Source organism: Frondihabitans sp. VKM Ac-2883 (assembly GCF_015350875.1).
Lineage (GTDB): Bacteria > Actinomycetota > Actinomycetes > Actinomycetales > Microbacteriaceae > Frondihabitans.
Genome location: NZ_JADKSF010000002.1, coordinates 363,925 through 390,234 on the forward strand (window position 1 = coordinate 363,925; position 26,310 = coordinate 390,234).

Annotated in this window: 25 protein-coding genes, 1 tRNA gene and 1 pseudogene; 11 read left to right on the forward strand and 16 right to left on the reverse strand. The window is 67.7% G+C overall.

All coding sequences use genetic code 11. The annotated features are described in order from the left end of the window. Positions 1–2: 2 nt before the first annotated feature. Genes ITJ49_RS05305 through ITJ49_RS05325 form a run of 5 tightly spaced genes read right to left on the reverse strand, consistent with a single transcriptional unit; the run spans position 3 to position 7,360 of the window. Positions 3–2,072, reverse strand: a complete 2,070-nt coding sequence (locus tag ITJ49_RS05305; RefSeq protein WP_194602360.1) for a CocE/NonD family hydrolase — start codon at positions 2,070–2,072, stop codon at positions 3–5. Next, positions 2,069–3,835: an ABC transporter ATP-binding protein gene (locus ITJ49_RS05310; RefSeq protein WP_194602363.1), complete on the reverse strand. Its 1,767-nt coding sequence runs from the start codon at positions 3,833–3,835 to the stop codon at positions 2,069–2,071. Before ITJ49_RS05310 ends, ITJ49_RS05305 begins: the two co-directional genes overlap by 4 nt. Beyond that, positions 3,832–4,725: an ABC transporter permease gene (locus ITJ49_RS05315; RefSeq protein WP_194602366.1), complete on the reverse strand. Its 894-nt coding sequence runs from the start codon at positions 4,723–4,725 to the stop codon at positions 3,832–3,834. The genes ITJ49_RS05310 and ITJ49_RS05315 overlap by 4 nt, the downstream gene beginning before the upstream one ends. Further along, a complete protein-coding gene (locus ITJ49_RS05320; RefSeq protein ID WP_194602369.1) occupies positions 4,722–5,786 on the reverse strand; it encodes an ABC transporter permease in 1,065 nt (354 codons plus the stop codon). The genes ITJ49_RS05315 and ITJ49_RS05320 overlap by 4 nt, the downstream gene beginning before the upstream one ends. Beyond that, the gene (locus ITJ49_RS05325) at positions 5,783–7,360 is read right to left on the reverse strand and encodes an ABC transporter substrate-binding protein (RefSeq protein WP_194602372.1); all 1,578 of its coding nucleotides are present in this window, start codon (positions 7,358–7,360) and stop codon (positions 5,783–5,785) included. The genes ITJ49_RS05320 and ITJ49_RS05325 overlap by 4 nt, the downstream gene beginning before the upstream one ends. A gap of 268 nt (positions 7,361–7,628) precedes the next feature. Between ITJ49_RS05325 and ITJ49_RS05330 the strand changes: the two genes are divergently transcribed. Further along, entirely contained in the window at positions 7,629–7,967 is a 339-nt protein-coding gene (locus tag ITJ49_RS05330) for a cupin domain-containing protein (RefSeq protein WP_194602375.1), read from the forward strand. A 144-nt stretch (positions 7,968–8,111) separates the two neighbouring features. Here ITJ49_RS05330 and ITJ49_RS05335 read toward each other — a convergent pair whose 3' ends face one another. After that, complete coding sequence (locus ITJ49_RS05335) at positions 8,112–8,375, reverse strand: type II toxin-antitoxin system RelE/ParE family toxin (protein WP_194602378.1); 264 nt, start codon at positions 8,373–8,375, stop codon at positions 8,112–8,114. After that, positions 8,372–8,620, reverse strand: a complete 249-nt coding sequence (locus ITJ49_RS18120) for a type II toxin-antitoxin system Phd/YefM family antitoxin (RefSeq protein WP_194602380.1) — start codon at positions 8,618–8,620, stop codon at positions 8,372–8,374. The genes ITJ49_RS05335 and ITJ49_RS18120 overlap by 4 nt, the downstream gene beginning before the upstream one ends. Positions 8,621–8,720: 100 nt before the next feature. Between ITJ49_RS18120 and ITJ49_RS18125 the strand changes: the two genes are divergently transcribed. Next, complete coding sequence (locus ITJ49_RS18125) at positions 8,721–8,855, forward strand: hypothetical protein (RefSeq protein WP_370544378.1); 135 nt, start codon at positions 8,721–8,723, stop codon at positions 8,853–8,855. Positions 8,856–9,243: 388 nt separating this feature from the next. Here ITJ49_RS18125 and ITJ49_RS05345 read toward each other — a convergent pair whose 3' ends face one another. Further along, a complete protein-coding gene (locus ITJ49_RS05345) occupies positions 9,244–9,627 on the reverse strand; it encodes a cupin domain-containing protein (protein ID WP_194602384.1) in 384 nt (127 codons plus the stop codon). A gap of 174 nt (positions 9,628–9,801) precedes the next feature. On the opposite strand from ITJ49_RS05345, the gene ITJ49_RS05350 reads away from it, so the two are divergent. Both ITJ49_RS05350 and ITJ49_RS05355 read left to right on the forward strand, forming a co-directional pair. Then, on the forward strand, positions 9,802–11,031 hold the full coding sequence (locus tag ITJ49_RS05350; protein ID WP_194602388.1) for an FAD-dependent monooxygenase: 1,230 nt from the start codon (positions 9,802–9,804) through the stop codon (positions 11,029–11,031). Between the two features lie 109 nt (positions 11,032–11,140). Continuing rightward, complete coding sequence (locus ITJ49_RS05355) at positions 11,141–11,635, forward strand: MarR family winged helix-turn-helix transcriptional regulator (RefSeq protein WP_194602391.1); 495 nt, start codon at positions 11,141–11,143, stop codon at positions 11,633–11,635. A 46-nt stretch (positions 11,636–11,681) separates the two neighbouring features. On the opposite strand, the gene ITJ49_RS18130 is transcribed toward ITJ49_RS05355, so the two are convergent. From ITJ49_RS18130 to ITJ49_RS05370, 3 genes are all read right to left on the reverse strand, one after another. Further along, the gene (locus ITJ49_RS18130; protein ID WP_370544379.1) at positions 11,682–12,062 is read right to left on the reverse strand and encodes a hypothetical protein; all 381 of its coding nucleotides are present in this window, start codon (positions 12,060–12,062) and stop codon (positions 11,682–11,684) included. 213 nt (positions 12,063–12,275) lie between these two features. Continuing rightward, a complete protein-coding gene (locus ITJ49_RS05365) occupies positions 12,276–12,860 on the reverse strand; it encodes a TetR/AcrR family transcriptional regulator (protein ID WP_194602394.1) in 585 nt (194 codons plus the stop codon). Between the two features lie 123 nt (positions 12,861–12,983). Continuing rightward, positions 12,984–13,490: a MarR family transcriptional regulator gene (locus ITJ49_RS05370; protein ID WP_194602397.1), complete on the reverse strand. Its 507-nt coding sequence runs from the start codon at positions 13,488–13,490 to the stop codon at positions 12,984–12,986. A 68-nt stretch (positions 13,491–13,558) separates the two neighbouring features. On the opposite strand from ITJ49_RS05370, the gene ITJ49_RS05375 reads away from it, so the two are divergent. Continuing rightward, the gene (locus ITJ49_RS05375; protein WP_194602400.1) at positions 13,559–14,086 is read left to right on the forward strand and encodes a phenolic acid decarboxylase; all 528 of its coding nucleotides are present in this window, start codon (positions 13,559–13,561) and stop codon (positions 14,084–14,086) included. A 1-nt stretch (position 14,087) separates the two neighbouring features. Next, positions 14,088–14,867 carry an alpha/beta hydrolase gene (locus ITJ49_RS05380; RefSeq protein ID WP_194602402.1) on the forward strand — a complete coding sequence of 260 codons (780 nt, stop codon included), beginning with the start codon at positions 14,088–14,090 and terminating at the stop codon, positions 14,865–14,867. A gap of 25 nt (positions 14,868–14,892) precedes the next feature. Here the strand turns inward: ITJ49_RS05380 and ITJ49_RS05385 are convergent, their stop codons facing one another. Then, positions 14,893–15,849 (reverse strand): nuclear transport factor 2 family protein, encoded by a 957-nt coding sequence (locus ITJ49_RS05385; protein WP_194602406.1) that lies wholly within the window; start codon positions 15,847–15,849, stop codon positions 14,893–14,895. A gap of 145 nt (positions 15,850–15,994) precedes the next feature. On the opposite strand from ITJ49_RS05385, the pseudogene ITJ49_RS05390 reads away from it, so the two are divergent. Continuing rightward, positions 15,995–16,423, forward strand: a pseudogene (locus ITJ49_RS05390) (winged helix-turn-helix transcriptional regulator). A 147-nt stretch (positions 16,424–16,570) separates the two neighbouring features. Here the strand turns inward: ITJ49_RS05390 and ITJ49_RS05395 are convergent. After that, positions 16,571–16,643: transfer RNA gene (locus tag ITJ49_RS05395), tRNA-Arg, on the reverse strand. A 203-nt stretch (positions 16,644–16,846) separates the two neighbouring features. Between ITJ49_RS05395 and ITJ49_RS05400 the strand changes: the two genes are divergently transcribed. Next, positions 16,847–17,698: a phosphatase PAP2 family protein gene (locus ITJ49_RS05400; RefSeq protein WP_123941000.1), complete on the forward strand. Its 852-nt coding sequence runs from the start codon at positions 16,847–16,849 to the stop codon at positions 17,696–17,698. A gap of 224 nt (positions 17,699–17,922) precedes the next feature. Here the strand turns inward: ITJ49_RS05400 and ITJ49_RS05405 are convergent, their stop codons facing one another. Then, on the reverse strand, positions 17,923–19,095 hold the full coding sequence (locus tag ITJ49_RS05405; RefSeq protein WP_194602408.1) for a VIT1/CCC1 transporter family protein: 1,173 nt from the start codon (positions 19,093–19,095) through the stop codon (positions 17,923–17,925). 208 nt (positions 19,096–19,303) lie between these two features. Here ITJ49_RS05405 and ITJ49_RS05410 point away from each other — a divergent pair, with 208 nt between their 5' ends. Then, the gene (locus ITJ49_RS05410) at positions 19,304–20,935 is read left to right on the forward strand and encodes an LPXTG cell wall anchor domain-containing protein (protein ID WP_194602410.1); all 1,632 of its coding nucleotides are present in this window, start codon (positions 19,304–19,306) and stop codon (positions 20,933–20,935) included. A 268-nt stretch (positions 20,936–21,203) separates the two neighbouring features. Beyond that, positions 21,204–22,040, forward strand: coding sequence for a DUF429 domain-containing protein (locus tag ITJ49_RS05415; protein WP_194602413.1), 837 nt, complete (start codon positions 21,204–21,206; stop codon positions 22,038–22,040). Between the two features lie 24 nt (positions 22,041–22,064). On the opposite strand, the gene ITJ49_RS05420 is transcribed toward ITJ49_RS05415, so the two are convergent. Together ITJ49_RS05420 and glgX are read right to left on the reverse strand one after the other, a co-directional pair. After that, positions 22,065–22,574, reverse strand: coding sequence for a GNAT family N-acetyltransferase (locus ITJ49_RS05420; RefSeq protein ID WP_194602415.1), 510 nt, complete (start codon positions 22,572–22,574; stop codon positions 22,065–22,067). Between the two features lie 158 nt (positions 22,575–22,732). Further along, entirely contained in the window at positions 22,733–24,778 is a 2,046-nt protein-coding gene (glgX, locus tag ITJ49_RS05425; RefSeq protein WP_194602418.1) for a glycogen debranching protein GlgX, read from the reverse strand. A gap of 315 nt (positions 24,779–25,093) precedes the next feature. Here glgX and ITJ49_RS05430 point away from each other — a divergent pair, with 315 nt between their 5' ends. Then, on the forward strand, positions 25,094–26,290 hold the full coding sequence (locus ITJ49_RS05430) for a glycosyltransferase (protein ID WP_194602421.1): 1,197 nt from the start codon (positions 25,094–25,096) through the stop codon (positions 26,288–26,290). Positions 26,291–26,310 lie beyond the last annotated feature (20 nt).

The following is a 26,310-nucleotide window of genomic DNA, read 5'->3' on the forward strand; positions in this document are numbered from 1 at the left end:
GCTCACGCGGACGTCCGGGGAACGACCTCGTCGAACGAGCGATCGGCGACGAGCACCTCCGTCACATCGGGACCGCCGTCGCGCGCCCAGGCCCGCACGGTGTTGACGACGCGGTAGGCATCGGCGTCCGCCGTCACTCGCGAGGTCGTCTCGAGGCGGGCCCGCCACGACGGCTTCTCGAGGCCGATCGCCCATCGCGACTCGGCCACCGCGGATGTAGGGTCGCCCTCGGTGATCCGGTAGGTCTCTCGACTGCTCTCGGTGAAGACGAGACCGTCGGGATAGAGGCGGGAGCCGCCATAGCCCGGGTCGACATCGAGCACCCACTCTCCCGTCTCGACGTCGTGCGTGACGCTTCGCTGCGACAGGGGCGGAGCAGCAGCCTCGGCCTCGGTCGGCGGCACCGCGCGGATCGCCATCGGCGTGGAGCGGATCGCGGGCTCGAACTCCACGCCGTCGTCGTCGGTACGAGTCCATTCGGGGATCGTCACGCTGCTGCGGTCCGGCGACACGATCAGTGTCGCCTCCGCGGCGTGCGGCCAGATCCACGGCCAGTAGGCGCTCGACAGCGCGATGCGCAGCCGATGCGCCGCAGGGAAGGAGTGCCCTGTCGAGACGAGCGACACTCGCACGACCTCCTCGACGCCGGGAACCATCGGGGTGTTCCCTGCTCGGCCGCGTCGCTTGTTGAGGTTCAGGACCCCGCGCGTGACGAGGGTCGAGCTGCCGTCCGGGGCCACATCGCAGAGCCGCACGACGATGTTGGCGTCGGGCACGTCGCTCGATACAGCTATGTCGACGAGCACGTTGCCCAGGATGTCGAGCCGGCCGTCGAGGGGCAGGTCGAAGCACACCGAACGGCCGTCCTCGGCCCGCTGATCCGGTGGCAGATCGGTCGCATTGCCGAACGGGAAGAAGCGTCCGGCGTCGGCACCGGTCTGCTGCGGCGAGCGCACCACGACATCCGAGGTGGCGCGAGCCCCCGCGTCAAGACGCACGGGCGCGGGGCCGGCGAACGACGACAGCCCGACGATTCGAGGTGACGCGCACGACGCCGGTGCCGGCCACGAGGGGGAACCGACCCAGCGCCCGGTCCGCTCTGCGTAGTACGTCGACGGCGGCTCGGAGTCGTTGATCCACGCTCGGAGCGCCGGCTCGCGGGTGACGCCGGTATCGATACCTTTCAGCCACTGGTCCCACCAGCGGAGTGTCTCCTGGAGAAAACCGATCGACGGTCCGGGCGCGAACCCGCGGTCGGGGTACTGGTGCGACCAGGGCCCGATGATGCCCTTGACGGGCGCGGAGAGGTTGGCGACGAGCCGCAGCACGGCGTCGCGGTAGGGGTCGGCCCATCCCCCGACGGTGAGCACGGCGGCAGAGATCGCGGAGTAGTCCTCGGCGACGCTCCCGTGTCTCCAGTAGTCGTCGCGTTCCTGGTGCGCAAGCCACGTCGGCGTCATGGGCCGGTTGGACTCGAGCCGCTCGCGCCACCGGTCGACCCAGTAGTCGCCGACGACCTCGGGTCGCGGCGGCCGCGAGTTGAACGCGAACATCGTGCCGCCCCAGGCGGCCATGTCGATGCCGAGCACTGCGCCACCCATGTAGTGCACGTCGTTGTCGTAGCGGTCGTCGGTCGAGCACACCGTCACGACGGCCTTGAGCGCCGAGGGGGCTCTGGCCGCGAGCTGCAGCCCGTTGAACCCGCCCCACGAGATCCCGAAGACCCCGACTGCGCCGGTGCACCATTCCTGGGCGGCGATCCACTCGATGACCGCGACCCCGTCGTCGAGTTCTTGCACGGAGTACTCGTCATCGAAGAGGCCGTCCGACGAGCCGGATCCGCGGATGTCGACGCGTATCGACGCGTACCCGTGCTCGGCGTACCACGGGTGCCGTTCGCTGTCGCGCGGGGCCGTCCAGTCGTCGAGCCGGTACGGCAGGTATTCGAGGAGCGCCGGGACGGGCGCCCCCGACGAGGGAGCCCAAATTCTGGCATGGAGGCGCACTCCGTCCGGCATCGGAATCCAGACGTCGCGTTCCGTCACCGTCGGCGACGAGGTCGCGTCGGTCATGCGTCCTCCCAGTTCCTGATCCTGTGCCCGTCGCCGAGATCCCGCCAACCGCCGCCGGCGGCGTCGCGCCAGGTCGCCACGGCGTCTTGCACGTCCGGCAGCTCGGTCGTGCCGGGTTCGAGCGTCGCGTCGAGCAGCTGCCGAGTGTAGGGGTGGTTCGGTCCGGCGAAGACACGACCGGTCGGTCCGATCTCGACGATGCGACCGCCGGTCATCACGGCCACTCGATCGGCGACGCCGCGCACGACAGCCAGGTCGTGGCTGATGAACAGGCAGCTGAGGCCCTTGTCGCGCTGCAGGTCGGCGAGCAGCTGCAGGATCTCGGCCTGCACCCGGACGTCGAGCGCGGTCGTGATCTCGTCGGCGATCACGAGCTGCGGCCCGGCGGCGAGTGCGCGGGCGATACCGACGCGCTGGCGTTGCCCACCCGACAGCTGCGCGGGGAGCCGAGCGGCGAACGACGGAGAGAGCCCGACCTCGGTGAGGATCTCGCCCACGCGCTCCGCAGACGTCGTGCCGGTGAAGAGCTTCAGCGGCCTGGCGATGGCCGCTCCGACGGTTCGGCGCGGGTTCAAGGAGGTGTCAGCGTTCTGGAACACCAGCTGCACGGCGCGGCGGAGGTCGAGAGACCGCCCAGACACCGGTTCGGCCAGATCTCCGGACACCCCGTCGCCGGCGAATCGGAAGGTGCCGGACTCGGTCGGGATGAGCCCCGCCAGCGCGGTCGCGAGCGTCGACTTGCCGCTGCCCGACTCGCCGACGACGGCGAGCGTCTCGCGCGGCGCGATGGTGAACGACACGTCCTGCACCGCCGCGGGCAGATGCCGGGCGTATCTGATGACGAGGCCGTCGGCCTGCACGACCGGAGGTGCGGGAACGACGGTTGCCTCGTCGGGCTCCGCGGATCCTGCGCTCTCGGCGAAGCCGTCGGCCGGAGTCGGCGTCGGCGCGAGGGCCGCCCCGGGGATGGCCGCCAAAAGCTCCCGGGTGTAGGCGTGCTTCGGTGTGGCGAAGAGGTCGGCCGTCGGGCGGTGCTCGACGACGAGCCCGTCGCGCATCACGGCGATCTCGTCGGCCATGCTCGAGACGACGCCCAGGTCGTGACTCACCAGCAGGATCGCCATCTCGAGCTCCACCGCGAGGTCACGGATCAGCTCGAGCACCGCGGCCTGAGTCACGACGTCGAGCGCGGTCGTCGGCTCGTCGAGGACGAGCACCTGCGGCCGCGCGGCGATGGCCATCGCGATCGCGATGCGCTGCTGCTGGCCGCCCGAGAGCTGGTGCGGGTACCGCAGGACGATGGATTCAGGATCCGGGAGCCGCACTCGTCGCACGAGCTCCTGCACCCGATCGTCGCCGCTCGGCAGCCCGTGGCTTTCAAGCGCTTCACGAAGCTGACGGCCCACGCGCATGGACGGCGTCAGCGCTTGCCCGGCGTTCTGAGCGATGAGAGCAGCCGTGCCGCCCCGGAGTGCCCTGGTGTCGACGGGGGAGAGCGCGAAGACGTCATCTCCGGCGACCTCCACGGTGCCGGAGACGATCCGCGAGCCGCGACGGAGGTGCGCGAGCAGTGCGCGGGCGACGGTCGATTTGCCGCTGCCCGACTCCCCCACGAGGCCGAGGGCCCGACCAGGACGGATGTCGAAGCTCACCCCGCGCACCACTGGCACGTCGGTGCGTCCGGCCGTGTACGAGATCGCGAGGTCATTCACCCGCACGACAAAGCCGGTCGTGGTCGGTACGTCGTCGACGGTCGTCGTCATGACGCGGCCCCCTGCTGTGCGCGGTCGATGCCGAGAGCCTTGCTGAGACCGTCGGCGCTGAGGTTCAGGCCGATGACGAGAGTCGCCAGAGCGACGATAGGTGCCAGCGTGCCCATCGGAACCACGGTGAGCGCGGTGCGGTTCTCCTGCACCATGAGACCCCAGTCGGGCGTCGGCGGGTTCGCCCCGAAGCCGAGGAACGAGAGCGTGGAGATGAGGAGGACGATCCACGACGCCCGCATGGCGTACTCGACGAGCACGACGTCGAGGACGTTGGGGAGGATCTCGCGGAACACGATGCTCAGCGGTTTCTCGCCGCGCGCCCTGGCGGCGGTGACGTAGTCCTGCGTGATCACGGTTCGGGCCGCCCCGCGGACCACCCGGGTCACGGCGGGCGCGTAGACGACCGTCACCGCGAGCACGATCACCCAGAGACCGGAGTCGAACACCGTCACGACGACGAGGAGTGCGAGGATCGAAGGCACGCTCAACAGGGCGTCGACGACGCGCATGACGACTTCGTCGAACCAGTTGTCCGCATAGGCGGTGACGGCACCGAGCACCGTTCCGATGGCGACCGCGATGGTCGTGGCGAGGAACGTGACGAGCAACGCGTACCGTCCGCCGTTCAGCACGCGCGACAGGATGTCGCGGCCGTACTGGTCGGTGCCGAGCCAGTGCGACCACGTCGTGCCCGAGAGCACGTTCGTGGAGTCGGTCACGACGGGATCGTGCCCGGCGATCACCGGCGCGAGGAGCGCGAGGACGACGTGGAGCGCAATGAGGGCGAGGCCGATCGACAGCGCGGTCGAGGCGCGAAGCGGAGTCGTCCATCCGCGGAGACGGCCGCGGAAGCGGGTCAGCGGTGATGACTGAAGTGCGGCGGTCATGCGCGATCCTTCCGGGCGGTGGCGTTGTCTGCGGTAGCGGTGTCTGCGCTGGCTGCGGCGAGGGCGGCCGGGCGTCGAGCGGTACCGCGTGGTCGCGCACGGCGCCCCCGCTGCCTGGTGCGAAGCCGAGGATCAAGGGCGAGCGCGACGAGGTCCGCCGCCAGGTTGCAGACGACGTAGATCAGGGCGCTCAGCAGCGCGATCGCCTGGATCGTCGGGAGGTCTCGGTTGAAGACCGACTCGAGCATGAGCTTGCCCATGCCCGGGTAGTTGAAGACGTTCTCGACGACGACCACGCCGCCGAGCAGCCAGGCGACGTTCAGCGCGACGACGTTGAGCGTCGGCAGGAGGGCGCTCGGGACCGCGTGCCGCCAGACGATCTGCCGCGTCGACAGGCCCTTGAGCTCGGCTGTCGTGATGAACTCCGACGCCATCACGTCGATGGTCGAACTCCGGGCGGTGCGCACGATGTACGCCGCCATCGCCAGTGTCAGAACGATCATCGGGAGCCACACCGACGGCAGGAGCTGCAGCACGGTCGCGTCACTCCCCCGCAGGACCACCGCGGGGAACACCGGAATTGCGATCGCGAACACCAGCACGAGGACGGTGGCGACCATGAACTCCGGCACGCTCATGACCACGAGGCTGATGAGCGAGATCACGTGGTCGCTCGCTCGGCCCCGACGGACCCCCGCGACGACGCCGAGGGTCAACGACACGGTGACGCCAATGAGCATCGCGGGGACGGCGATAAGCATGCTGTTGCGGAACGCGACGAAGAGGGAGGGCCCGACGGGGTCGCCGCTCACGAGCGACGTGCCGAAGTCGCCGTGGGCGGCGCCGATCAGCCAGTCACCGTAGCGGAGCCAGACGTTCTGGTCGAGCCCGAGCGACTCGCGGAGCGCCTTGACCGCGTCCGGCGTGGCGTTCTGGCCGAGGAGCTGCTGCGCGACGTCGCCGGGGAGCAACTGGATCGCGAGAAAGACGAAGAGCGAGGCGAGAACGACCGTGAGGATCGCGGTGCCGATTCGTCGGAGGACAGTTGTCAGTACGGTCATTTGCGCAGTCCGATCCGGAGGTAGTCGAACTCGAAGCCGAACTCCCGGTAGTTGACGACGTCCCGGGATATCCCCACCAGCCGGTCACCGAACATCGGGGTCATGTCGGCCCCGTCCTCGATGATCACTCGCTGGGCGTCCTGGTAGAGCATCCGTCGACGATCGTCGTTCATGGTGGCGCGGGCGTCGTCGAGCAAACCGTCGAAAGTCGCGTTCGACCACGCCGACTCGTTGTAGCTGGAGCCCGTGCGGAAGATCTGGTTGAGCAGCTGGTCGATCGGCCGGCCGGTGAACCAGTAGCTCACCATGAGCGGCTTCTGCATCCATATCTCGGTGTAGTACGAATCCGACGAGGCGTTCCGGACGGTCAGGTCGATACCCGCCGCCTTCACCTGGTCGCGGTACGCCACGGCCATCGGCGTGAACACCGACTCGTAGCTCGACGTGTAGATCGACGTCTTCATGTCGGAGCGCCCAGCTTTCTTGAGCAGCGCCCTCGCTTTGTCCGGATCGTAGACGCGCCGGTCATCGTCGAACGCCGCGAGGGTGGGCGGCACCGGGTTGTCCCACCCAGGTGAGCCGGTGCCCTGGAGTGCCGTCGCGACGATCACCTTCGGGTCGTAGGCGAATTTCATCGCCTGCCGGACCATCGGATCCTTGAATTCGGTGCTCGTCGCGAGCATCGGGATCGTGTACCACTGGGCGTTCTTGACGCGGGCCACTGTCGCGCGGCTCGACGCCGAGACGACCCGGGCCGTGGCGAAGTCGAGGTTCGTCTGCGAGATCAGGTCGATCTGCCCGGCGAGCAGGGCATTTACCCGGGCGGTGGTGTCTTGGATCGACGAGAAGTCGATGCCGTCGAGCGCGGGGCGGCCTGCGAAGTGGTCGTCGAACGCCTCGACGCTGCCGGAGCCGGCCGGCGCGAACGACGAGAGCTTGAACGGCCCCGTGCCGATGCCAGTCGTACCGATCGTCGCGATCTCGCCAGCCGGCACGATGTAGCACTGGTAGGCCGTGAGGAGCGACGGGAACTCCGCGTTCGGCTTGGTCAGGTCGAACCGGAGCGTGTACGGATCGGGCGCCGACAAGCTGTTCTTGTCGAGCATGTCGCCGAGCACGCCACCCTGCGGCGACGCGGTCTTCGGGTCGAGGATGTGCTCGATCGAGGCGATCGCGTCGGCGGCCGTGAAAATTTTGCCGTTGTGGAAGCGGACGCCCTTGCGGAGCCGGAACGTCCAGGTCGTCCCGTCGGGGGTCGCGCTCCACTCCTCGGCGAGGTCGGCGACCGTTTCACCCGCCTGGTTCTGCTTGACGAGGCGGTTGTAGAGCGCGCCGAGGTACTCGTACGCGGAGAGGCTGCTCGCGGAGTCGAGAGTCTCGGCAGCAGACGCGGCGGGGCGCGCGATGCGGAGGCGGCCGCCACGGGCAGCGATACCGGTCGCGGCAGCCTCGGGGATGGTGGTGGACCGGGCACCGCTGGTGCAACCGGTGAGCGTGAGAAGACCGAGACCGGCAAGACCTGCGGCACCGGTCAGCAGGGTTCGGCGACTCGGGCCGCGCTCGTGGTCATTCATCGGGGAAGGGACGATGGGTGGCATTGGGGAGAACCCCTCCTGTCAATCGTTCTTGTGAACGATAGATGACATGAGCACCCGTCACCAGCCGACGTTGAGGCGTGCGCGTGCCACAGAGGGCGCCTCGTATGCGTTCGGCGCCCCGCCGCCGCAACGATCCGGGCGTGCTGGGGCGCCGAGATCGACTCGTCCTGAGTATTTACGAAAGCGTTACACCCGCGCTCCGTCACGCTGCCGTGACGCGCCAAGGGCGTGGCAAGCTGCGACCATGAACGGCTCTCCCATCGCCCGATCAACCCTGTTGGATCAACACCTCGGCTCGGCCACAGACGTGTCTCACGTTGAAGTGCGCCGAATCTCGATCTCGCCCTTCACAGTTGGCGGCGCGCACAAGCACAACGGCCCCGTGTTCGGAGTGATCGAAAGCGGTTCCGCCACTTTCCAGATCGGCCAGGGAGACGAGACGACCCTGCGGGCCGGTGACGTCTTCTACGAACCCGCCGATGTCGTCATCTCCAAGTTTGACACCGCCGACGAGGCTGTGGTCTTTCTCGGCTATTTCCTTCTCGGCGAAGGCGCAGCGCCAGAGATCACCTTCTCCCCGTGAGTGCCACAGGCCCTACAGATCTGGGTTGCCCACGGTGGGAATTGTTGGCTTAGCGTCCATTTTTAGTCCACCATCCGCATCGATCACGCGAAGTACCGGTTCACCCCCGGGCAGCCAGCCATCGCTGTTGGGCCTATACAGGCGTCAATGGGTGTCGTAGACGTCACGGCGGTGACCGACGGTGACCACGACAACCAACAGGACGTCGTCCTTGATTGTGTAGATGATCCGGTAGTTACCCACCCGCACCCGCAGCCCCACCCGACCCTGCAACGCTTTTGCCCCCGGTGGTCTCGGGTTTTGCCCCAGGAGCGCGATGGCGCCCTGAACGCGACGGGCGTCTTGAGGGTCAATATTGCGAAGCGCTGTGACGGCGGCCGGCCGCAATTCGATCCGGTACGTGCTCATTGCCAACCGAGGTCGGCCTTGACCTGATGCCAGGGTATGTTCGGCCCCTCATCAGCCATGGCCTCATCGAACGCGTGCACATCCTCGACGTCTTCGAGGGCGTCCATCAATCGGTCGTACTGCGCCGGGCTGATCAACACCGCAGCAGGTCTGCCATGCCGTTCCAAAAACACCGCCTCCGTGCGGGCGGTTTCTATTACTTCGGACAGCTTCCCTCGGGCATCACTCACGCTGATCGTCGACACGTCCACACTGTACAAAATGATGACCCCTTTGTACAAGTAGGGGAGTCCTCGTTGCGGGATCGTGACTCGAGCGAGAGCGCCGATAGGTGACGATGGTGCTGTGCCGAAACGACATACGCGACTGATCGCTGCTGCAGGGCTCTCGCTGGCTTTCCTGCCTCTCCTCTCGGCATGCAGCAGCACCCCCGCCGACCCCATCGCGGCGGCCCGCACTCTCGCGGATGCCCCCGGCTGAGTCAGTGCGCCGACCGGCACTAACTGCGATGACATTGATCTGACGGCCGATCGCAGCCTTCCCGATAAGGCCCTCCAGTGCCTTTCCGATGCGCGAGGCGCGGGCGACGAGGCTCGTCTCGCGTGGATCGAGCTGACGACGGAGGGTGAACCGGTTCCCTACTTCGCCAAGACCGAGAATTCGGGCCTGACTATTGTGTCGTCCTCGGCATACGACAGCTTCGGCCAGGGCGGGTGGAGCGAGAACGAGTGCTCCGAGATCGCAGCGCTCCGGACTTGCCTGGCCGACGCCGAGTAGAGCGGCCGGAGACGAGCGAGGTCGGAAATCAGCGCCCGGCGGGCCGGAGCTCGGGTGCCGGGATCCTTGTGTCTCTAGAAAAGAGGCTGAGTCACAGGGCCTCACCGAGCTGGCGCTCGATGGGCACCGTGCCCTCGACGATGACATCGCCCGTGTGTGCGGTGGTGACGGTTTCGATGAGCACGATCTCGACCTCCTCGTCGGCGACGGGGTTGTGCTGCACGCCTCGGGGCACGACGTAGAACTGGCCCGGGGTGAGCACGACCTCCTGGTCGTCGGGAAGCTGAATGCGGAGGGTGCCTGACACGACGAGGAACATCTCGTCTTCGGCGTCGTGGGCGTGCCAGACCAACTCGCCGAGGAGTTTCGCGACCTTGACGTATTGATCGTTCACCTTGCCCACGACGCGCGGGGTCCAGTGCGCGTTGACCTGCTGGAGTTCGCGGGCGACGTCGGTCTCATGGGGAGTGGTCATAGATCCATCGTGGGCCATGGGGCGTTCAGACGGCGAGATGCACCTGCCGAGGAGCACAAAGAAGTCGCGCGCAGGAGCCACTGTTGTTAATTCACTGTGAAGTGTTCTCATAGTGAAGCTAATGTGCTCGACACGGGTGATGCTGAGTCCCTGCCCAAACGAAAGCGATCCGAGATGACATCACGCCACCAGCCCAAGCCCCGAGTCCTGATCACAGGAGCGAGCATTGCCGGCCCAACCCTCGCTTGGGGGCTAGAAAGATCTGGCTTCGAGGTGACCCTTCTCGAGCGATCGCCCCAGCAACGAGAGACCGGACAGAACATCGACATCCGAGGTACCGGCCGAGACGTCATTGCGCGAATGGGCATCCGAGACACCGTGATGGCCAACCTCACCGGGGAAGAGGGCACCCGCTACGTGGACGACGACGGACACCCGTACGCGCGCTTCGCGAAAGAGGAGGGCGAAGACGGCCCCACCGCGGAGATCGAGATTCTTCGTGGAAAGTTCGCCCAAATTCTCGTCGAGCTCCTCCCGTCCACTGTGGAGCTGCGCTACGGCGACTACATTGTCGGCGTCGAGCAAGACGCCTCGGGCGTCGACGTGACATTCCACGGCGGTGCCACAGAGCGATTTGATGTCGTCGTCTCGGCCGAGGGGCGAAGCTCACGAACACGCCGCCTTCTGTTCGCCGACGAGACCGAGTATCGAGACTTCGGCGTCAGCATCGCTTACGGCACTCTCGACCGGGTGGCGGACGACGTCGATCAGTGGGACTGGTACACCGCACCCCGGGGTCGGGTCGCCTCGATCCGCCCTGACAACGAAGGCACCATGCGCGCGAGCATGTCGTTCGAATCCGAACCGATGGGCTTCGAGAAGCTCCCCGTCGAGGCGCAGCTCTCCATTCTCCGGGAGCGCTTCCGGGGAGCCGCGTGGAAAACGGAACGGATTCTCGACGGGTTCGACGCTCGGTTCAACGAGTTCTACACGCAGCGAATGGAGCAGGTCGTCGTCTCCCGGTGGAACAAAGGCAGAGTCGTGCTCCTCGGCGACGCTGCGTGGGGTTCCGGTCCGACGGGCATGGGCACCACCCTGTCTCTCGTCGGCGCTCACATCCTCGCGGGCGAACTCGCCAAGACACTCGACAACCGTGCCGACACCCCGCAGCTCGCCTTCGCCCGCTATGAACGACTCCTCCGCGGCTACGCCGACAGCGCTCAGGGTCTTCCTCGCGGTGGGGCAAAACTACTGCACCCGTCCACCAGGGCAGGCGTCAGGGCCATGCAGACCGCGCATCGGATCGCTGCGTCGAAACCGGTCCGCCGGTTCGCGACAAACCACCTTCTCACCAGCGAGAAGAACGTCCCGGAGCTGCCGAATTACCCGTCACTTCGACTCTGACCGTGCGCGCCGGCTACCGACCCACTGACAGCGTCTCTGCGGAGGTCCTCCTCGTCGCGATGGCCGTGACATCGACCTCCCACCCACAGAAACCGGAAGAATCAACGGCATGACTGATGTCAAAGCCCACGTTCTCGAGGCGTTGCGCCACTACGCGGTGAGCTACCAGGAATCCGCACACCACCTCGCAGAATGGATGGACCTCCCCAGCACCGACGGCGCCGCACTCGGAGAGATCCTCTGGGCGGAAAACGCAGGGCGCCCCCTCTTTCCGGCACAACTCAAAGACCGAATCGGGCTGACATCCGGAGCCACCAACGCGCTCGTCAACCGGCTGGAGGCACTCGACCTCGTCACCCGCAGCCGAGAAAGCACTGACCGGAGGATCGTCAGCCTCCGGGTCACGCAGAAGGCGCGAGACCGCAGCGACGGCTTCATTCGCAACCCTGCCAGAGAACTCGAATCCGCCCTCGACGAGTACACGCCGGAGGTTCTCGAAACGGTGCGGAGCTTTCTAGAGCGATTTGCGGCCATCCTCCCCACCGGCACGGATCACCGGCGGGAGCCGGGCGACGAGAACGCACCTGCGGCTGGGGCGCCGTAGCGCACACCCGACCCCAGCCGGACCGCCTACCGCCGAGTCGAGAAGGTCAAGGCCGTGGTATCACGCCGCGTGCGGGCTCGTATCGCTGCTGCGCCGCTGCCGAAGCCGAAGCCGAAGCCGAAGCCAACGACCACCGGGCCGCGCGCGCTACCCACTCGGCGATCAGCACCGCCGACGCATCGGTGATCTCTGTCACCGCGTACGACGTCGGCCACAGACCGGACTCGTCGTCGAGCGCAGCCATCCCACTGAAGCCCAGGGTCGAGTATCGGGCCTTGTCGTCGATTCCACTTCGAAAGAACACGACCACCTTGCCGGCCTTTGCCCATCTGGGTTGGCCGTAGTACAGCTTGGGCACGAGATCCGGGGCGACTTCACCGACGATGGCGCCGAGCCTCTCGGCGAGGGACCGGTCAGGATCGCTCATCGCCGCTATCTTCTCGGCCACTGCATTGGAGTTAGCGGCGGCTCGTGCTTCGGCGCTGAGCCGACGAGCGTCTGCCCTGTTCTCAGCGGCCCGCTGTGTGATGGCGGCTTTCTCTTCGGGTGAAAAGCTTTCTGACCCTGATCCGTTCACGAGAGGCCCTTCCTAGGCGTCAGCCCAGCATGCCCCGAGGAGAGGCAAAGTGCCGAACGACGATTACGAAAGGGACGACGGCCGAATGCTCGTCACGTTCTCCATCAGGAGAGCGTCGAGGGCACGGTACAGGTCGTCGGGATTGCCATCCCAGGTCTCGTCGACGATCCTGGAGTGGGTGATGTGGGTCGCCTCGCTGGTGATCCGGCGAGCTTCACGGGTGATCTGCGCCTCGCCGAGTCGGGTGCCGAAGAACAGCCGGATCCTCGATTCCACTCGGGAGACGATGAACGGCCCCATGCGGGCATCGATCTTCTGGGCCATCGCGCCGATGCGCAGAGCCCGATAGAACAGACGCCGCTTCGCGTAGTGGTGAGCGAAGGCGCTGAGAGGGGGCGTGTCGGAGGCCCCGATCTCGAACGTCGAGAGGTCGCGGGCGCACGCGTCGAGGGCAGCCTCCACGAGGAGTTCATCGGTCGAGGCGAAGGCGTCGACGACAGTCGCTTCATCGACACCGGCAGCGGCGGCAATCTCTCTCGCAGTAACCGCTGGAGTCCCCTCGCGCTCGACGACCACGATTGCCGCGTCGAGAACGGCGGAACGGATCGCACGGTCGATCGACCCGGAAGGCTCGGCAGAAGAGACCATGTCGATCGCCCCTCCCCCTGTGCCGCCGCGCTCGCGCGAGCCGGACGGCACCCAACGCTAGAACCCTCCCGACGCGACGACAAGGTCGACCGCCCACCCAGTTGGAGGGTGGCCGGGGCCCTCCTAAGCGTTCCCCGGGCCGGACGGCGCGTTTACAGTCGCTTCTTTGCCCTGCTCCAGCGCCGTGCGGATGTAGCCGAGCAGGGGAAGGGCATCTCGAAGCGTGCCCTGTTGCGCCGCAGTCAGGTCGCGCAAAATGCTCGTGAGGAGACCTTCGGCCGCCGAGTCGTAGACATGGAGTTGCTCCCGCGCAAGATCCGTCAGGCCCACTTTGGTGCTGCGGGCATCCAGTTCGTCTGTGCGTCGCGAGACCAGACCGCTCCTTTCCATGGCAACGACGAGGTTGCTGACCGTCGGGCGCGCGAGTCCCAATTGCCGCCCGAGCACTGTGGGGCTCACCCACTTGTCGGGGAAGAGCCGGCGGAGCACCTCGATCTGGGCGTCAGGAATCAACGGCAGGCCGGCGCGGGCCCGGGAGCTGTTCAGAAGCGTCCGGCGGAAAGGACCGATCTCGTCACTGAGGCTCCGCGCAATCGCGCTCAGGCCCGTCGGGTCTCCGGAATCGTCCACACAGAAAGAATAGGCGACCACGACCAAATAGGTTTGCAACAAACGCATTTCTGGGTAATAGTGGATTTATGAGCACTCACACCAGCGTCGCCAACCCCACCCCCGAGCAGGGTCTGGACGCAATCATCGGCCACCGGTTCATCTACACCTACGCCAACGGATGGCAGTACGAGATGTACGTCAAAAACGCCACCACGATCGACTACAGGATCCACTCCGGCATGGTGGGCGGTCGGTGGGTCAAAAACCAGCAGGTGGACCTCGTCGGCCTCGGCCGCGGGGTGTTCAAGGTGTCGTGGAATGAGCCGACCGGCACCAGCGTGGTGGTGAACGTCGTACCGGAAGACAGGGTTCTGCACGGCACTATCTTCTTCCCGCACTGGGTCGAACTCGACGGATCCAAGACAGTCCTTTTCCAGAACGACCACCTCGAGCGGATGCGACGGTTCCGTGACGAAGGCCCGACCTACCCGATCTACGTCGTGCCCGAGTTCGCGCACATCACCCTCTTCGAGTTCGTCGGAGTCGACGACGAGACCATCATCGACACGGCACCCGGTGACCTGCCGGACGGCTTCGCAGACAGGAGCAACTGAGATGGGCACCCGTGATGCCGAGGTGACCGCCCTCACGCTCGCGCACAATGGGCACGTCATCCGTGGCCACGAATTCCGCCCTCGCGACGCCACCGCCGACGCCCCGTCCGTCCTCATCGTGCACGGCTTCGGCGACTCCCACGTCGGCCCACAGCGCCTCTTCGTCCAAGTCGCCCGGCGCCTGGCAGACGCCGGCGCGGTCGTCCGCGCCTACGACCGCCTCGGGCAGGGCACAAGCGACGGCGACTTCGACGACATCACCCTCCGCGACGAGATCGATCAGGTGATCGTCATGGTCCGCGCATTCGCCGACGACCGCTCCTCCCCGGTTCATCTGGTGGCACACAGTCTTGGCGCCGTCGAATCCGCCATCGTCGCAGCCCGGCTCCCCGACCTCGTGGCCAGCGTCACGCTCTGGTCACCCGCGGGCGTCGTGGTCGACGACATCACGGTGAAAAACGAGATCCAGGGGCAGTCGCTCGAGTCCGTTGCCGAGAACGGCGGTTTCGACTTCGGCGGCCTGTGGCTCGGGCAAGCCTTCATCGACGATGTCCGGAATGACCTCGACGTCTACGCCGAAGCGGCAGGCTACAGCGGCCCCGTCGAGGTACTCCACGGCACTGCCGACCAGATCGTGCCGCTCGAATACGGGCGGCGTTACGCGGAGCTCCTCCCCGGGGCCTCCTTCACCGCCATTCCGGGCGCCGACCACGCCTGGTCGTCACGGCAACTGCGCGAGCAGCTCCTCGAGCACCTGCTGCCCTTCCTGAAACTGTCCTAGGACGGCAGCCCGATGCACGCCGCGCTCAGCTGGTCGGAACCACATCCCAGTGCTCGCGGATCAGACCGGCGTCGACCCGAAACAGATCGGCCGCGAGCAGGGGATCGCCCGGCTTGGCCCCGACCGTCTGCGAGAAGGTCCACACGATATCGCCGTCGGAGAGCGAGATGACCGACTGCTGCGCCGGGAACTCCGCACCGCTGCCGAACAGCTGCTTGAGGGCCGCAGTACCGTTCGGTGCCACGGGATTGTGCTGCAGGTAGGCCGGGTCGAAAGAACGGTCGAGCACGGAGACGTCGTGGTCACGGAACAGCGTGTTGTAAGCCGAGACGGCGAAATCCCGGTTGCGCTCCTCCTGCCGCTCCGACGGCGCCTTGGTCGGCTTCGCAGGTCGGTAGAGGTCGCTGAACATGGTGTTCGTGTTGCCACTGGCGGGCGTGCCGGTGGCAATCGGCTGGTCGAGCGACCAGTGCTCGACGACCTTTCCGTGGCGCATCCGGAAGAGGTCGACGGCAGCCTCGCCCCGCCCCTCGTCTCGCGGGTCGGGAGCGATCTGCCAGTGCACCGCGACCAGGTCGCCGTCGGCTGCCAGGTGTTTGACGACCGCGTGCGCGCCGGGGACGCGCTTTCGGTCTGCGGCGAATTGCGCGAGGAGACCTTCCGGCCCCGACGTCGCGCCGGTCCCGTGGCCGACTGCGCCGGAGGCTACGAGCGCGGCCGCAAGACGCCGAGCGCTCGAGCTGGAAGGATCCGCGAATCCCCGCGACAGGAGAGTGCGAATGGCGCAGGCGTTTCGCCGCTCGGCCGCGGCGTCCTGCCGATCGCCGCTCGTTCCACCGCGCGCGAAATCGAGGGAGGCTGCGCCGGACGAATGAGCCACGGCAGGTGCGGCAATCGCGGTTCCGGAGACGCCCAATCCGGAGAGGAGGGCGGCACTCGTAATCACGGCGGTGCCGTACGCGCGGAAGCGGTGCTTGATCATGGACTCTTCCTTCTCTCGTGTGGCTCGGAGGGAGGGATCCGGTCTCGCTGATTGGCAGCGGCCGCAGAACCCCGGGCCATCGCGACGACGATAGAGCGCGACGCCTCCCCCGCGGAAGGTACGTACCTTTTCGTAAGCTACTGACATGGATGTTGGAAACACGGCATCGCGGGCATCGACGGAATCAAAATTGCAGACTTTCGCGCGGTTCCCCGCGGCGTGTCCGAGTCGAGTCGTCCTCAGTCATGTCACGAGCCGTTGGGGCGTGCTCGTCCTGCTCGCCCTGGAGCCGGGAAGCATGCGATGGGGTGAACTGCGCCGCACCATCGAGGGAATCAGCGAGAAGATGCTCGCCTCCACACTCCGCACCCTCGAACAGGACGGCATCGTCCATCGCGCCGCCCAGGCGAGCATCCCGCCACGCGTCGACTAATCCCTGACCGAGACCGGAACCGAACTTGCTGCCCGGCTCCTCCCGCTGATGGACTGGATTCTCGACAACGCGGATGCGATCGTCGCCCGACCTATCGTCACTACACCGGCCACAGACCCAGGAAGTCGACTCCACCAGTAGGCGACCCGCGGCAGTGTCGGGAGGAAAGCGCTGTCGGGAGAGAAAAAGCAAAGAGGGGAGGAAAAAGCGAAGCCCCGCACTCCTTGGAATGCGGGGCTTTGCCTTACTGCTGTCTCAACTCAGTTCTTCTGTGTCACTCAGACACTGTGCGCTCGAAGGGACTCGAACCCCCAACCTTCTGATCCGTAGTCAGATGCTCTATCCGTTGAGCTACGAGCGCGCATTACTTTCGGCCGATTGGCCAGAGGAAACATTACACGAGGCCTGCCCCCGACGCCAATCGAGTCGACCAGGCGGGCCTGCGCGTGTGGCCGGGCGGTCGGATCCTTGCGTTTTACCTGAACGTAGGCGGTGCAGTTGCTCACCGAGCATTGGGGGTCCGGGCAGAGGCAGTTGTCAGGGGGCGTGCGATTGGATGAGACAGTGAACGCCACCACTCTGCCTGCCTCGACGACTGCCCGTCGCCCGGTTCCGGCTCGGTGGATGCTCACGAGCATCGGATCGGCCGTCGCGCTCGGTGGCGTCTACGCCGTCGCGGTCCTGACGAAGCCCGGTCAAGAGATCGAAGACTCCATCCTTCGATCGGTTGATGGCGGCACGCTCCTCAAATCCGGTCGTGCGCTCGATGCGATCTCGATTCCGGCGATCCTCGTGGTCGTCGGCGTCGTCGTGCTCATCGCTTTTGTGCGCCGCCGGCCCGGAGCGGCCTTTCAGTCGGCGACCCTGATCGTAGGATCCATCGCGACCGCCCAGATCATCAAGGCCATCGCACCGCGCCCCGAGCTCACCGAGTCGACCCTCAGCAACAGCTTTCCCAGCGGCCATGTCACGATCGCCGTGGCCGGTCTCCTGGCTCTCTCCACTGCATTTGGGCGTCACCTCCGGCCGCTCATCATGGTGGTCGGGACCGCTTTCGCCGCCCTCGTCGCCGAGCAGACCGTCGCCTACGGCTGGCACCGCGTCAGCGACGTCTGCGGGGCATGCGCGGTCGCTCTGCTGTGGCTCGGCATCGTGCGGAGCGCCGCGGCCGTCTGGTCGCGCGACCGCCGCGACACCGTGGGCAAGAAGGCGCACGGCTTCACCTCGGCCGTTCTCGGGCTGGCACTCGTTGCGACACTGGCTGCCGCCGGCGCGATCTTCTCGATCGGCATCGGTGCCGACATGACCGTCACCATGTCGACCGGGCCAGGGGTGCTCGTCGGGGCGCGACTTCTCTCGGCCGGCGTCGTCATCGCGACCGCCTGGCTGGCCTGGAAGCTCGATCGGTCGGTGTAGGTCGCTGGCCGCTCTGGCTTGCCTTTCTGCTACTCTGCCGGCGTGCTAGCTTGCGACCGGCTCGCTGCCGGCACGGGCTCGCCGAGATCGCACTAGTGGTCGGGTCGACCCGACCGGTAGTGTGATCTCGGCAGCCCGAGCCTCGCGAGATGGCCACATCTACGTGAATAGCGGCCCCGCGTCGTAGATCGGGCCACCTCGCGCGGACGGAAGGAGCCTGAGCTCTATGCAGCCCCGAACAGCAATCCGAGCGCGTATGTCACAGCGGCGGCCCCGTAGCCGATCGCGAGCTGCCGCAGCGCCCGGCGGAGCGGCGACGTTCCCGAGAGCAGCCCGACCACGGCGCCGGTGCCGAGCAGAGCCAGCCCGACGAGCACCGCAGCGACCACGATCACCGTGAGGCCGGACGCCCCGAAGAACAGCGGGATCAACGGGATGATCGCCCCCGACGCGAAGAAGCAGAAGCTCGACACCGCAGCGCCGAGTCCCGACCCGATGGCCTCGTGCTCATCGACGGGCGAGTCGGCGGACGCCCGCGGCGCAGAAGCAGAAGCACCACCGACAGACGGTGCCACGACGGGCGCAACCAGCACATCGACCCCAGGATCCGGCACAACCCCGATCGCCCCGGTCCGCACCTGCAGTGCGCCGAGCACGTCCCGCGCGTGCGCCTCCGCCTCGTCGGGAGCCAGTCCTCGCGCCCGGTACACGAGCGCGAGCTCGTTGGCATCGACGTCGAGGTCGGGCAGCACCTGCTCGGCTTCGGGGTCGGGGGTCGACGCCGCGAGGAGTTCGCGCTGCGAGCTCACCGACACGTACTCCCCCGCGCCCATCGACAGTGCGCCGGCCAGCAGCCCCGAGAGCCCGGTCACGAGCACGACCGCGTGCGACGCCCCGCTCGCGGTGACCCCGAGGATCAACGCCAGGTTCGACACGAGCCCGTCGTTCGCTCCGAAGACCGCCGCACGGAACGTGCCCGACAGCCGCGATCGACCCCGCTCGGCGAGACCGCGCACGACCTCGCCGTGGATGCGCTCGTCGGCGGCCATCGCCTCGGTCGCGTCGGCGTCGGTCGCGTACGGCGATCGCGCCTCGGCGCTCTGCACGAGGGCGAGCACGAAGATCGAGCCGAAGCGCCGGGCGAGAAACCCGAGGATCCGAGTGCGCAAGTCCGTCCGCACGGACCGCCCCACGCGGTCCCCCAGCAGGTCGCGCCAGTGCTGCTCGTGCCGCCCCTCGGCGTCGGCGAGCGCCAGCAGAATGTCGCGCTCCTCGCCGGTTCGGCGCGCGGCGAGGTCGCGGTAGACGGCGCCCTCGGCCCGTTCGTCGGCGAGGTAACGGCGCCACCGCCGGAGGTCGGCGGGGCTGGGTTCCCTCGCGGGCGTGGTCGCGCTCATGGGGTCAGGGTAGCGGTGCGCGGGAGGGGTGGTGCGGGGGTCGGCGTCGCGGATCCTCTAGTTTTTGCGTTTCGTGCACCTTCTTGCCGAACGCCCAGCTTCGGTGCTACGTTGCCCGAGGCCCACCCGAACGGGCCCGCCTGTAGCCCTTCCATCTGGGGGGAGGACGACGACGCAACGACGCTCATCTCCACTGAAGGATCACTCTGTGAAATCTTTGTCTCGAGGCACGGCGTTCGCCGTTCCGACCGTTCTCGCCATGACATTCGGTGGGCTGTTGCTCGCGGCGCCGGCCCACGCCGCTGACGCCTTCGCCGTCACGACGCCCGCTCCCGGTGCGACCGGAGTGGCGCAGACGTTCCCGAACGTCGTTCCCTTTGAAGGCACCGGCGCTCCCGCTGGCGACAACGTGACCGTCAGCTACCTCGACGCCGACGGCGCCAGCCACAACGCGACCTTCGGCGGCTCGACCGTGGACGCCGCCACGGGACAATGGAGCGGCAACGAGAACTTCGACCAGCTCAGCCCCGGCCAGACCGCCGTGGTGGCGACGGTTACCGCCGTCAACGCGGGCGGCACCGTCGATTTGACCACGACGACTTCGTTCGAACTCGCCGTCGCGCCGAACTCGTTGACGCCGTTCACGGTCACGAAGCCCGTGTCGAACTCGACCACCCCGGTCGAGAGCACGACTCCGACCTTCGAGGGAGCCGGCCAGGCCGGTGACACCATCACGATCACCTACGGCGCCCGCGCCGCGAAGACCGGCGTCGCCGCGACCACAGTCGTGAAGGCCGACAACACCTGGTCGACCACGACCGACTTCAGCCAGCTCGAGCCGGGCGCGACCGAGGGCAGCGCTCTCGTCAACGAGACCGACCCCGCCGGCAACCCTGTCCCCGGTGCCGACCAGAAGCGGATCAACTTCGTGTTCCCGTCGGCCCCCGCTGCCGCCGTGCCCGCGTCGATCGCCGTGACGCCGACCAAGACCAGCGTGCTCGAAGCGTCGACCACCGGAGTCGCCGTCTCGGCCAAGGGCTTCAGCCCCGACGAGCAGGTCGTCGTCGCCGTCACCGATGCCAAGGGCACCGTGATCCCCCTCGCCGGCGATCGCCCCGCTCAGACATTCGCCAGCGACACCGACGGCTCGTACACCGACGTTCTGCGTCTGCCTGCCAACCTCGTGGGCGGCACCTACACGGTCACCATCGTCGGCGTCCGCAGCGGCGTCTCCGTCAAGTCGTCGTTCTACGCTCTCGGCGCCCCGACGATCACCTCTCCGACCAACGGCCAGAAGCTCGTCGGCTCGACGGTCACCTTCGCCGGAACCGGAACCCCAGGATCCGACATCGGCGTGATCGTCCTCACCACGAAGGCGTACAAGGCCGCTCTCGCCCAGGCGAAGGCCGCTGAAGCCAAGTCGTCCGCATCGGCTTCGCGTCTGGCCTCGCCGCGCGCCGGAACCACCGCGACGCCCGCCGACCCGACCGCTCGCATCATCGTCGGCGCGAACGGCCGCTGGAGCGTCACCCTCGCCGCCAAGCCTGGCGACTACACCGCCGTCGCGATCGCCGCTCTGCTCGACGCGAACGGCGACCCGGTCGTCGACGCCGCGGGCACACCGGTCGCGGCCGGCCCGAGCGCTCCGGTCGAGTTCACGCTGACCGCTGCGGTCGTCACGCCGGCCGCCGCTGGCACGGGCGTGGACGGCAACGGAACGACGACGCTGGCCTACACGGGCTCCGACACCGCGCCGCTCGCAATCGGTGGCAGCCTCGTCCTGCTCGCCGGCGCCGGCCTGCTGCTGGCGGCTCGCCGTCGCCGCTCGCTCGAGGTGTAGTCGGTCGCACTGATTCCCCAAGGGCCCGTCTCGCGCGTTCGCGCGGGGCGGGCCCTTTCGTCGTTGCGGGCGGGCTCGTCACGCCGCTCGCTCGCGAGATAGCCGAAACCTCCGCCCAGCGCACGATTCGGCGGAGATGGGGCCACCTCGCGCGCGCCGACCGCCGAGATCGCAGTTGCGGTCGGGTGCAGGCGACCCCTACTGCGATCTCGGCGACGCCGAAGCCGCGGCACGCCCCGCGCCCACCGCCAGCGCCTACGCTCAACTGATGCTGTACGTAGGAGTCGACCTGGCCTGGGGCGAGGGCAGCGACGCCAAACCGGCGAACGAGACCGGGCTGTGCGCACTCACCGCAGAAGGACGCATCGTGGCGGCCGGGTGGGAACGCGGTGTCGCGGGCGTGGTCCAGTGGATCCTCGGGGTCGTCACTGAGGCAGAGGCAGCAGCCGGCCCGGGCATCGCCATCGCCGTCGACGCCCCGCTGGTCGTTCCGAACGCGGTTGGCATGCGCGAGTCCGAGAAGCAGGTCGGTCGTGCCTACGGCCGGTGGAAGGTGGCGGCCAACCCCACGAACCAGGCGCTCGGCTGGCTGGCCGGGGTGCGGCTTCGCGACGCTCTCGAGCAGGCAGGGTTCGTGGTGGTGTCGGGTGTGCCGGATCCTGAGCCTCGTGACCGCGTGATGTTCGAGTGCTATCCCTACACGACTCTCGTCGGGGTCGAAGAACTCGGCTACGACGTCGAACGCCCGCGCTACAAGCGGCTCGACAAGGCGCTGCCGGCCGCTGAAGCAAGGGCTGCGCGTGCTGTGGCGACAGACGAGCTGGTGCGCCGCATCGGGCTGCTCGATACGTTCGATCCGCCCCTCGACCTCGCGTCGCACCCGGTCACGAGGGCGCTGCTCGACGAGCCGTCACCGCTCTCCGGCCCCGGGCACAAGCACCGCGAAGACCTGCTCGACGCAGCCCTGTGCGCCTGGACGGCTTCGATCTGGCACCGGCACGGGCTGTCGCGGGTGCAGGTGCTCGGGCGGGACGAACCGAAGGATCCCTCGGGCCGACCGGCAACGCTCGTCGCGCCGTGCCGCCCGTCGCAGCGTCTGCCGTAGCGTCGCGGCGCTCGGCCCTGGCCGCTACAGCGCCTTGATCATCTCGTTCTCGAAGCCGTGCGGCGCCAGTTCGTACGGCAGCTTCCGCCCCGTCTCGGTGAAGCCGCGCCCCGCGTAGTAGCGGATCGCCCGCGCGTTGTCTTCGTGCACGTGCAGCGCCATCGCATTCGCATGCCCCTTCGCCCAGGCCTCCACCTCGTCGAGCAGCGCATCGGTCACTCCGGCGGCGCGGCCCCGATGCGACGGCGCCACGTAGACGCCGACGAGCAGTGGGAATCCCGTCTTGGGCAGGTAGCCGCCCATCGTTCCGACCCAGGATCCGGTCGACTCGTCGATGGCAGCGAACGATGCCGACCCCTCGTCCGTTCCTCGGCGACCCCGCAGGCGCCATTCGGCCTCGGGGTGATTCTCGGCCGTCGCCAGGGTCTCGCCGAACGCGATCGGCGTGTCTCGGAGCATCTCGAGCCGCAACGTCCGGACCTCCCGCCAATCGGCTTCGGTGACGGGGCGGATGGTGACGGTGGTGCTGGCCATGCGTTCAGCCTAGGCGGGGGCCGACGTACTCCACCCGCGCCCACCCCCTCGAACGGCACAAACCCGCCCGGCCGGCAGAAACAGCCCGGCTAGGCGGGGTGTTCGTGCCGATCGAGCGGGTCTGTGCCGCTGTGGCAGGTCGGGCTAGGCGGGTCGGGCTAGGCCTTCGAGCGGAGAACCGTGAACGAGGCGTCGCGCACGATCAGTGTCGACACCGGCGAGGCCACCTGCTGCTCCGGGTCGCTCGACGATGCGAGCTCCCACTCGCCGAAGGGCGCCTCGGGCACGGTGAACTCGACACCGTTCTGCGCAGCGTTCATCAGCACGGCAAAGGAGTCGGCTCCCTCGTGCCCGAGCACGAACATGACCGCGCGGTTCTCCGGATCCTGCCAGTCGGCCTCTTCGAACGGACGAGCGTCGGCCCGCAGGATCTCGACAGTGCGGGGCGAGTCGCCGGGCGCGGTGCGGAACCACGACGGGCGCAGCGCCGGCGCCGACTGGCGGAGCGCGATCAGCGACGTGGTGAACTCGAGCAGGTCGCGGTCGACGGCCTTCCAGTCGAACCACGAGATTTCGTCGTCTTGGCAGTAGGCGTTGTTGTTGCCGCCCTGGGTACGGCCCATCTCGTCGCCACCGAGGATCATCGGCACGCCGGCCGACAGCAGCAGCGTCGCGAGCAGGTTTCGCTGCTGACGGCCACGCCACTCGAGCACGGCCGCGTCGTCGGTGTCGCCCTCGATGCCGCCGTTGAACGACGCGTTGTTGCTCTCGCCGTCGTTGTTGTCTTCACCGTTGGCCTCGTTGTGCTTCTCGGCGTACGAGGTGAGGTCGCGGAGCGTGAAGCCGTCGTGCGCGGTGACGAAGTTCACGCTCGACAGCGGCGAACGGCGGTCGCCCTCGTAGACGTCGGGGCTGCCCAGCACACGCTGCGTGAAGGTGCCGAGCACGTCGCCCGAGCCCCAGTACTCGCGGGTGTCGTCGCGGAACTTCCCGTTCCACTCCGACCAGTCGGCCGGGAATCCTCCGACCTGGTACCCCGCGGTGTCCCACGGCTCGGCGATGAGCTTGACCGGGGCGAGCACGGGATCCTGGTGGCACAGATCGAGGAACGCGGAGTGCTTTTCGGCGTCGCCGTCCTGGCGGGTGAGGGTCGTGGCGAGGTCGAAGCGGAAACCGTCGACGTGCATCTCGGTGACCCAGTAGCGGAGCGAGTCCATGATGAGGCGGAGGGCGGCCGGGTGCCCGACGTTGAGCGAGTTGCCGGTGCCCGTGGTGTCGAAGTAGCTGCCGCGGTCGTCTTCGACCAGACGGTAATACGAGGCGTTGTCGATGCCCTTGAACGACAGCGTCGGGCCCTGGTGGTTGCCCTCGGCCGTGTGGTTGAACACCACGTCGAGGATCACCTCGAGGCCGGCGGCGTGGAACGCCTTGACCATGGCCTTGAACTCGGCGACCTGCTCCCCCGCCTGACCCGACGACGAGTACTCGTTGTGCGGCGCGAAGAATCCGATCGAGTTGTAGCCCCAGTAGTTGCGCAGCCCCTTCTCGGCAAGGGTGTCTTCCTGGGCGAACTGGTGGATCGGCAGCAGCTCGACACTGGTGACCCCCAGGTCGACGAAGTGCTTGATGGCCGCGGGGTCGGCGAGACCCGCATACGTACCCCGAATGCTCTCGGGAACCTCGGGGTGCTGCTTCGTGAAGCCCTTCACATGCACCTCGTAGATCACGGTCTCGTCGAGCGGGACGCGCGGAGCCTTGTCGCCCTCCCAGTCGAACGACGCATCGGTGACGATGCACTTCGGCATCGCCGATGCGGAGTCGTCGTCGTTGCGCGTGAACGCGTCGTCGAACTCATGCGAGAACAGCGCCTGACCCCACTCGAAGCCACCCTCGATGGCCCGCGCGTGCGGGTCGAGCAGCAGCTTGGCCACGTCGTGGCGAAGACCGTTCGCAGGATCCCACTCACCGTCGACCCGCAGACCGTACCGGGTGCCCACTTCGATGCCGGGCACGAACGCGTGGAACACGTAGCCCGTGCGCTCATCGAGCTCGTGCCGGGTCTCGGAGCCGGCCGCGTCGGATCCTTCGCCCGCAGAATCGAAGGTGCAGAAGTAGATGGCGGTCGCGGTCTCGGAGTAGACGGCGACGGTGACGCCACCGTCGACGACGGAGACGCCAAGGGGATAAGGCTGTGAGAGGGTCATGCCTTTAGTTCTACGGGTAACGGCTGTGCATCGGAACGCCGGCTTGTCCCCCGAAATGCCCCCATTCCGAGGTACCTCCGACCCGATCGTGCCACTCTCGGGGCATGAGCAAAGACAGTTCCTTCTCGAGTGATGGCCCCGTACTCGCCGACACCGTGCCGATCGACCTCCACGAGCTTCGCGCACTGCTCGACGAGGGTGGCTCAGCGGCGCTCTGAGATTCGGCTCTGCAGCCTTCTATTGGGCTGCTCCGAGGGCGGCTAGCGCGGTCGCCCGCTGAGATCCTTCAGCGTCACCGAGCGATACGCTCATCTGATGCCTGACTCTCGGCCGGACGCCCTCCGCATCGCTCTCGTGTGTCTGCACACCTCGCCGGCGTCCGACCCCGGCATCGGAGACGCCGGCGGCATGAACGTCGTCGTGCGCAACCAGGCCGCAGCGCTCGGCGCACTCGGCCACCACGTCGACGTTCTCACACGCCGATCGTCACCCGATCAGCCCGCCACCAGTGACCTCGGCGAGAACGTCGTCCTTAGGTTTCTCGACGCCGGGCCGCCCGAAGCCGTCGCGAAGGGCGTGCACGAGAACTTCATCGGTGAGTTCCAGCAAGCCATGGAGCCGTTCGGTCCCTACGACATCGTCCACTCGCACCACTGGTTCTCGGGCATGGCCGCTCTGCCCTTCGCGCGGGCGCGAGGCCTGGCGCACCTGCAGAGCTTCCATTCGATCGCCGCCGACCACTCGACGCCCCTCTCGGAGGGCGAACGGCCCGAATCGCCCGGTCGCCTCACCGGCGAGGCCTGGCTCGCGAAAGAATCCGACGGGGTCATCGCCATCAGCGCCGCGGAAGCCGAGACCGTCGTACACCGGCTCGGAGCCGACGCCGAGAACGTGCACGTCGTCTCGCCCGGAGTCGATGCCACCGTGTTCCGTCCGGCCACGCCGGGCTCGGTTGCCCCCTCGCCCTACGTCGTCGCCGCCGGTCGCCTCGACCCGCTCAAGGGCTTCGACCTGGCCATCGCGGCGGTCGCGGCGATCCCCGAGAGCATTCGTCCCGATCTCGTGATCGCCGGCGAGGAGTCGGTCGACTACCGCAGCTATCCCGACGAGCTCCGCGCCCTCGCCGAGTCGCTCGGCGTCGCCGACCGGGTCCGGTTCGTCGGCCCGCAGTCGCGCTCGGCTCTCGCCGCACTCCTCCGAGAGGCACGGGTCGCCGTGGTGCCGTCGCACTCCGAGACGTACGGTCTCGTCGCCCTCGAGGCTGCTGCCAGCGGCACACCGGTCGTGGCGGCGGCCGCCGGAGGCCTGCGCGAAGCCGTCGTCGACGGGGTGACCGGGATCGTGCTGCGGTCGCGCGAACCGGCCGTGTGGGCAGACGCGATCGCGGGGATCCTCGGCGAACCGGTCTATGCCGCCGCCCTCTCGACCGCCGCCCGCGTGCGGGCCGCCGGGCTCAGTTGGGCGCACTCGGCCGATGGGCTCGTCGCCTGCTACCGGTCGCTCGCGCGCTAGCTCGCTTCGGTACGCCGGTG

Bases quoted from the DNA above. Each gene is read 5' to 3' on its own strand.
- ITJ49_RS05305 (WP_194602360.1), bottom strand. From the start codon at position 2,072: ATGACCGACGCGACCTCGTCGCCGACGGTGACGGAACGCGACGTCTGG.
- ITJ49_RS05310 (WP_194602363.1), bottom strand. From the start codon at position 3,835: ATGACGACGACCGTCGACGACGTACCGACCACGACCGGCTTTGTCGTG.
- ITJ49_RS05315 (WP_194602366.1), bottom strand. From the start codon at position 4,725: ATGACCGCCGCACTTCAGTCATCACCGCTGACCCGCTTCCGCGGCCGT.
- ITJ49_RS05320 (WP_194602369.1), bottom strand. From the start codon at position 5,786: ATGACCGTACTGACAACTGTCCTCCGACGAATCGGCACCGCGATCCTC.
- ITJ49_RS05325 (WP_194602372.1), bottom strand. From the start codon at position 7,360: ATGAATGACCACGAGCGCGGCCCGAGTCGCCGAACCCTGCTGACCGGT.
- ITJ49_RS05330 (WP_194602375.1), top strand. From the start codon at position 7,629: ATGAACGGCTCTCCCATCGCCCGATCAACCCTGTTGGATCAACACCTC.
- ITJ49_RS05335 (WP_194602378.1), bottom strand. From the start codon at position 8,375: ATGAGCACGTACCGGATCGAATTGCGGCCGGCCGCCGTCACAGCGCTT.
- ITJ49_RS05345 (WP_194602384.1), bottom strand. From the start codon at position 9,627: ATGACCACTCCCCATGAGACCGACGTCGCCCGCGAACTCCAGCAGGTC.
- ITJ49_RS05350 (WP_194602388.1), top strand. From the start codon at position 9,802: ATGACATCACGCCACCAGCCCAAGCCCCGAGTCCTGATCACAGGAGCG.
- ITJ49_RS05355 (WP_194602391.1), top strand. From the start codon at position 11,141: ATGACTGATGTCAAAGCCCACGTTCTCGAGGCGTTGCGCCACTACGCG.
- ITJ49_RS18130 (WP_370544379.1), bottom strand. From the start codon at position 12,062: ATGAGCGATCCTGACCGGTCCCTCGCCGAGAGGCTCGGCGCCATCGTC.
- ITJ49_RS05365 (WP_194602394.1), bottom strand. From the start codon at position 12,860: ATGGTCTCTTCTGCCGAGCCTTCCGGGTCGATCGACCGTGCGATCCGT.
- ITJ49_RS05375 (WP_194602400.1), top strand. From the start codon at position 13,559: ATGAGCACTCACACCAGCGTCGCCAACCCCACCCCCGAGCAGGGTCTG.
- ITJ49_RS05380 (WP_194602402.1), top strand. From the start codon at position 14,088: ATGGGCACCCGTGATGCCGAGGTGACCGCCCTCACGCTCGCGCACAAT.
- ITJ49_RS05385 (WP_194602406.1), bottom strand. From the start codon at position 15,849: ATGATCAAGCACCGCTTCCGCGCGTACGGCACCGCCGTGATTACGAGT.
- ITJ49_RS05405 (WP_194602408.1), bottom strand. From the start codon at position 19,095: ATGAGCGCGACCACGCCCGCGAGGGAACCCAGCCCCGCCGACCTCCGG.
- ITJ49_RS05415 (WP_194602413.1), top strand. From the start codon at position 21,204: ATGCTGTACGTAGGAGTCGACCTGGCCTGGGGCGAGGGCAGCGACGCC.
- ITJ49_RS05420 (WP_194602415.1), bottom strand. From the start codon at position 22,574: ATGGCCAGCACCACCGTCACCATCCGCCCCGTCACCGAAGCCGATTGG.
- glgX (WP_194602418.1), bottom strand. From the start codon at position 24,778: ATGACCCTCTCACAGCCTTATCCCCTTGGCGTCTCCGTCGTCGACGGT.
- ITJ49_RS05430 (WP_194602421.1), top strand. From the start codon at position 25,094: ATGCCTGACTCTCGGCCGGACGCCCTCCGCATCGCTCTCGTGTGTCTG.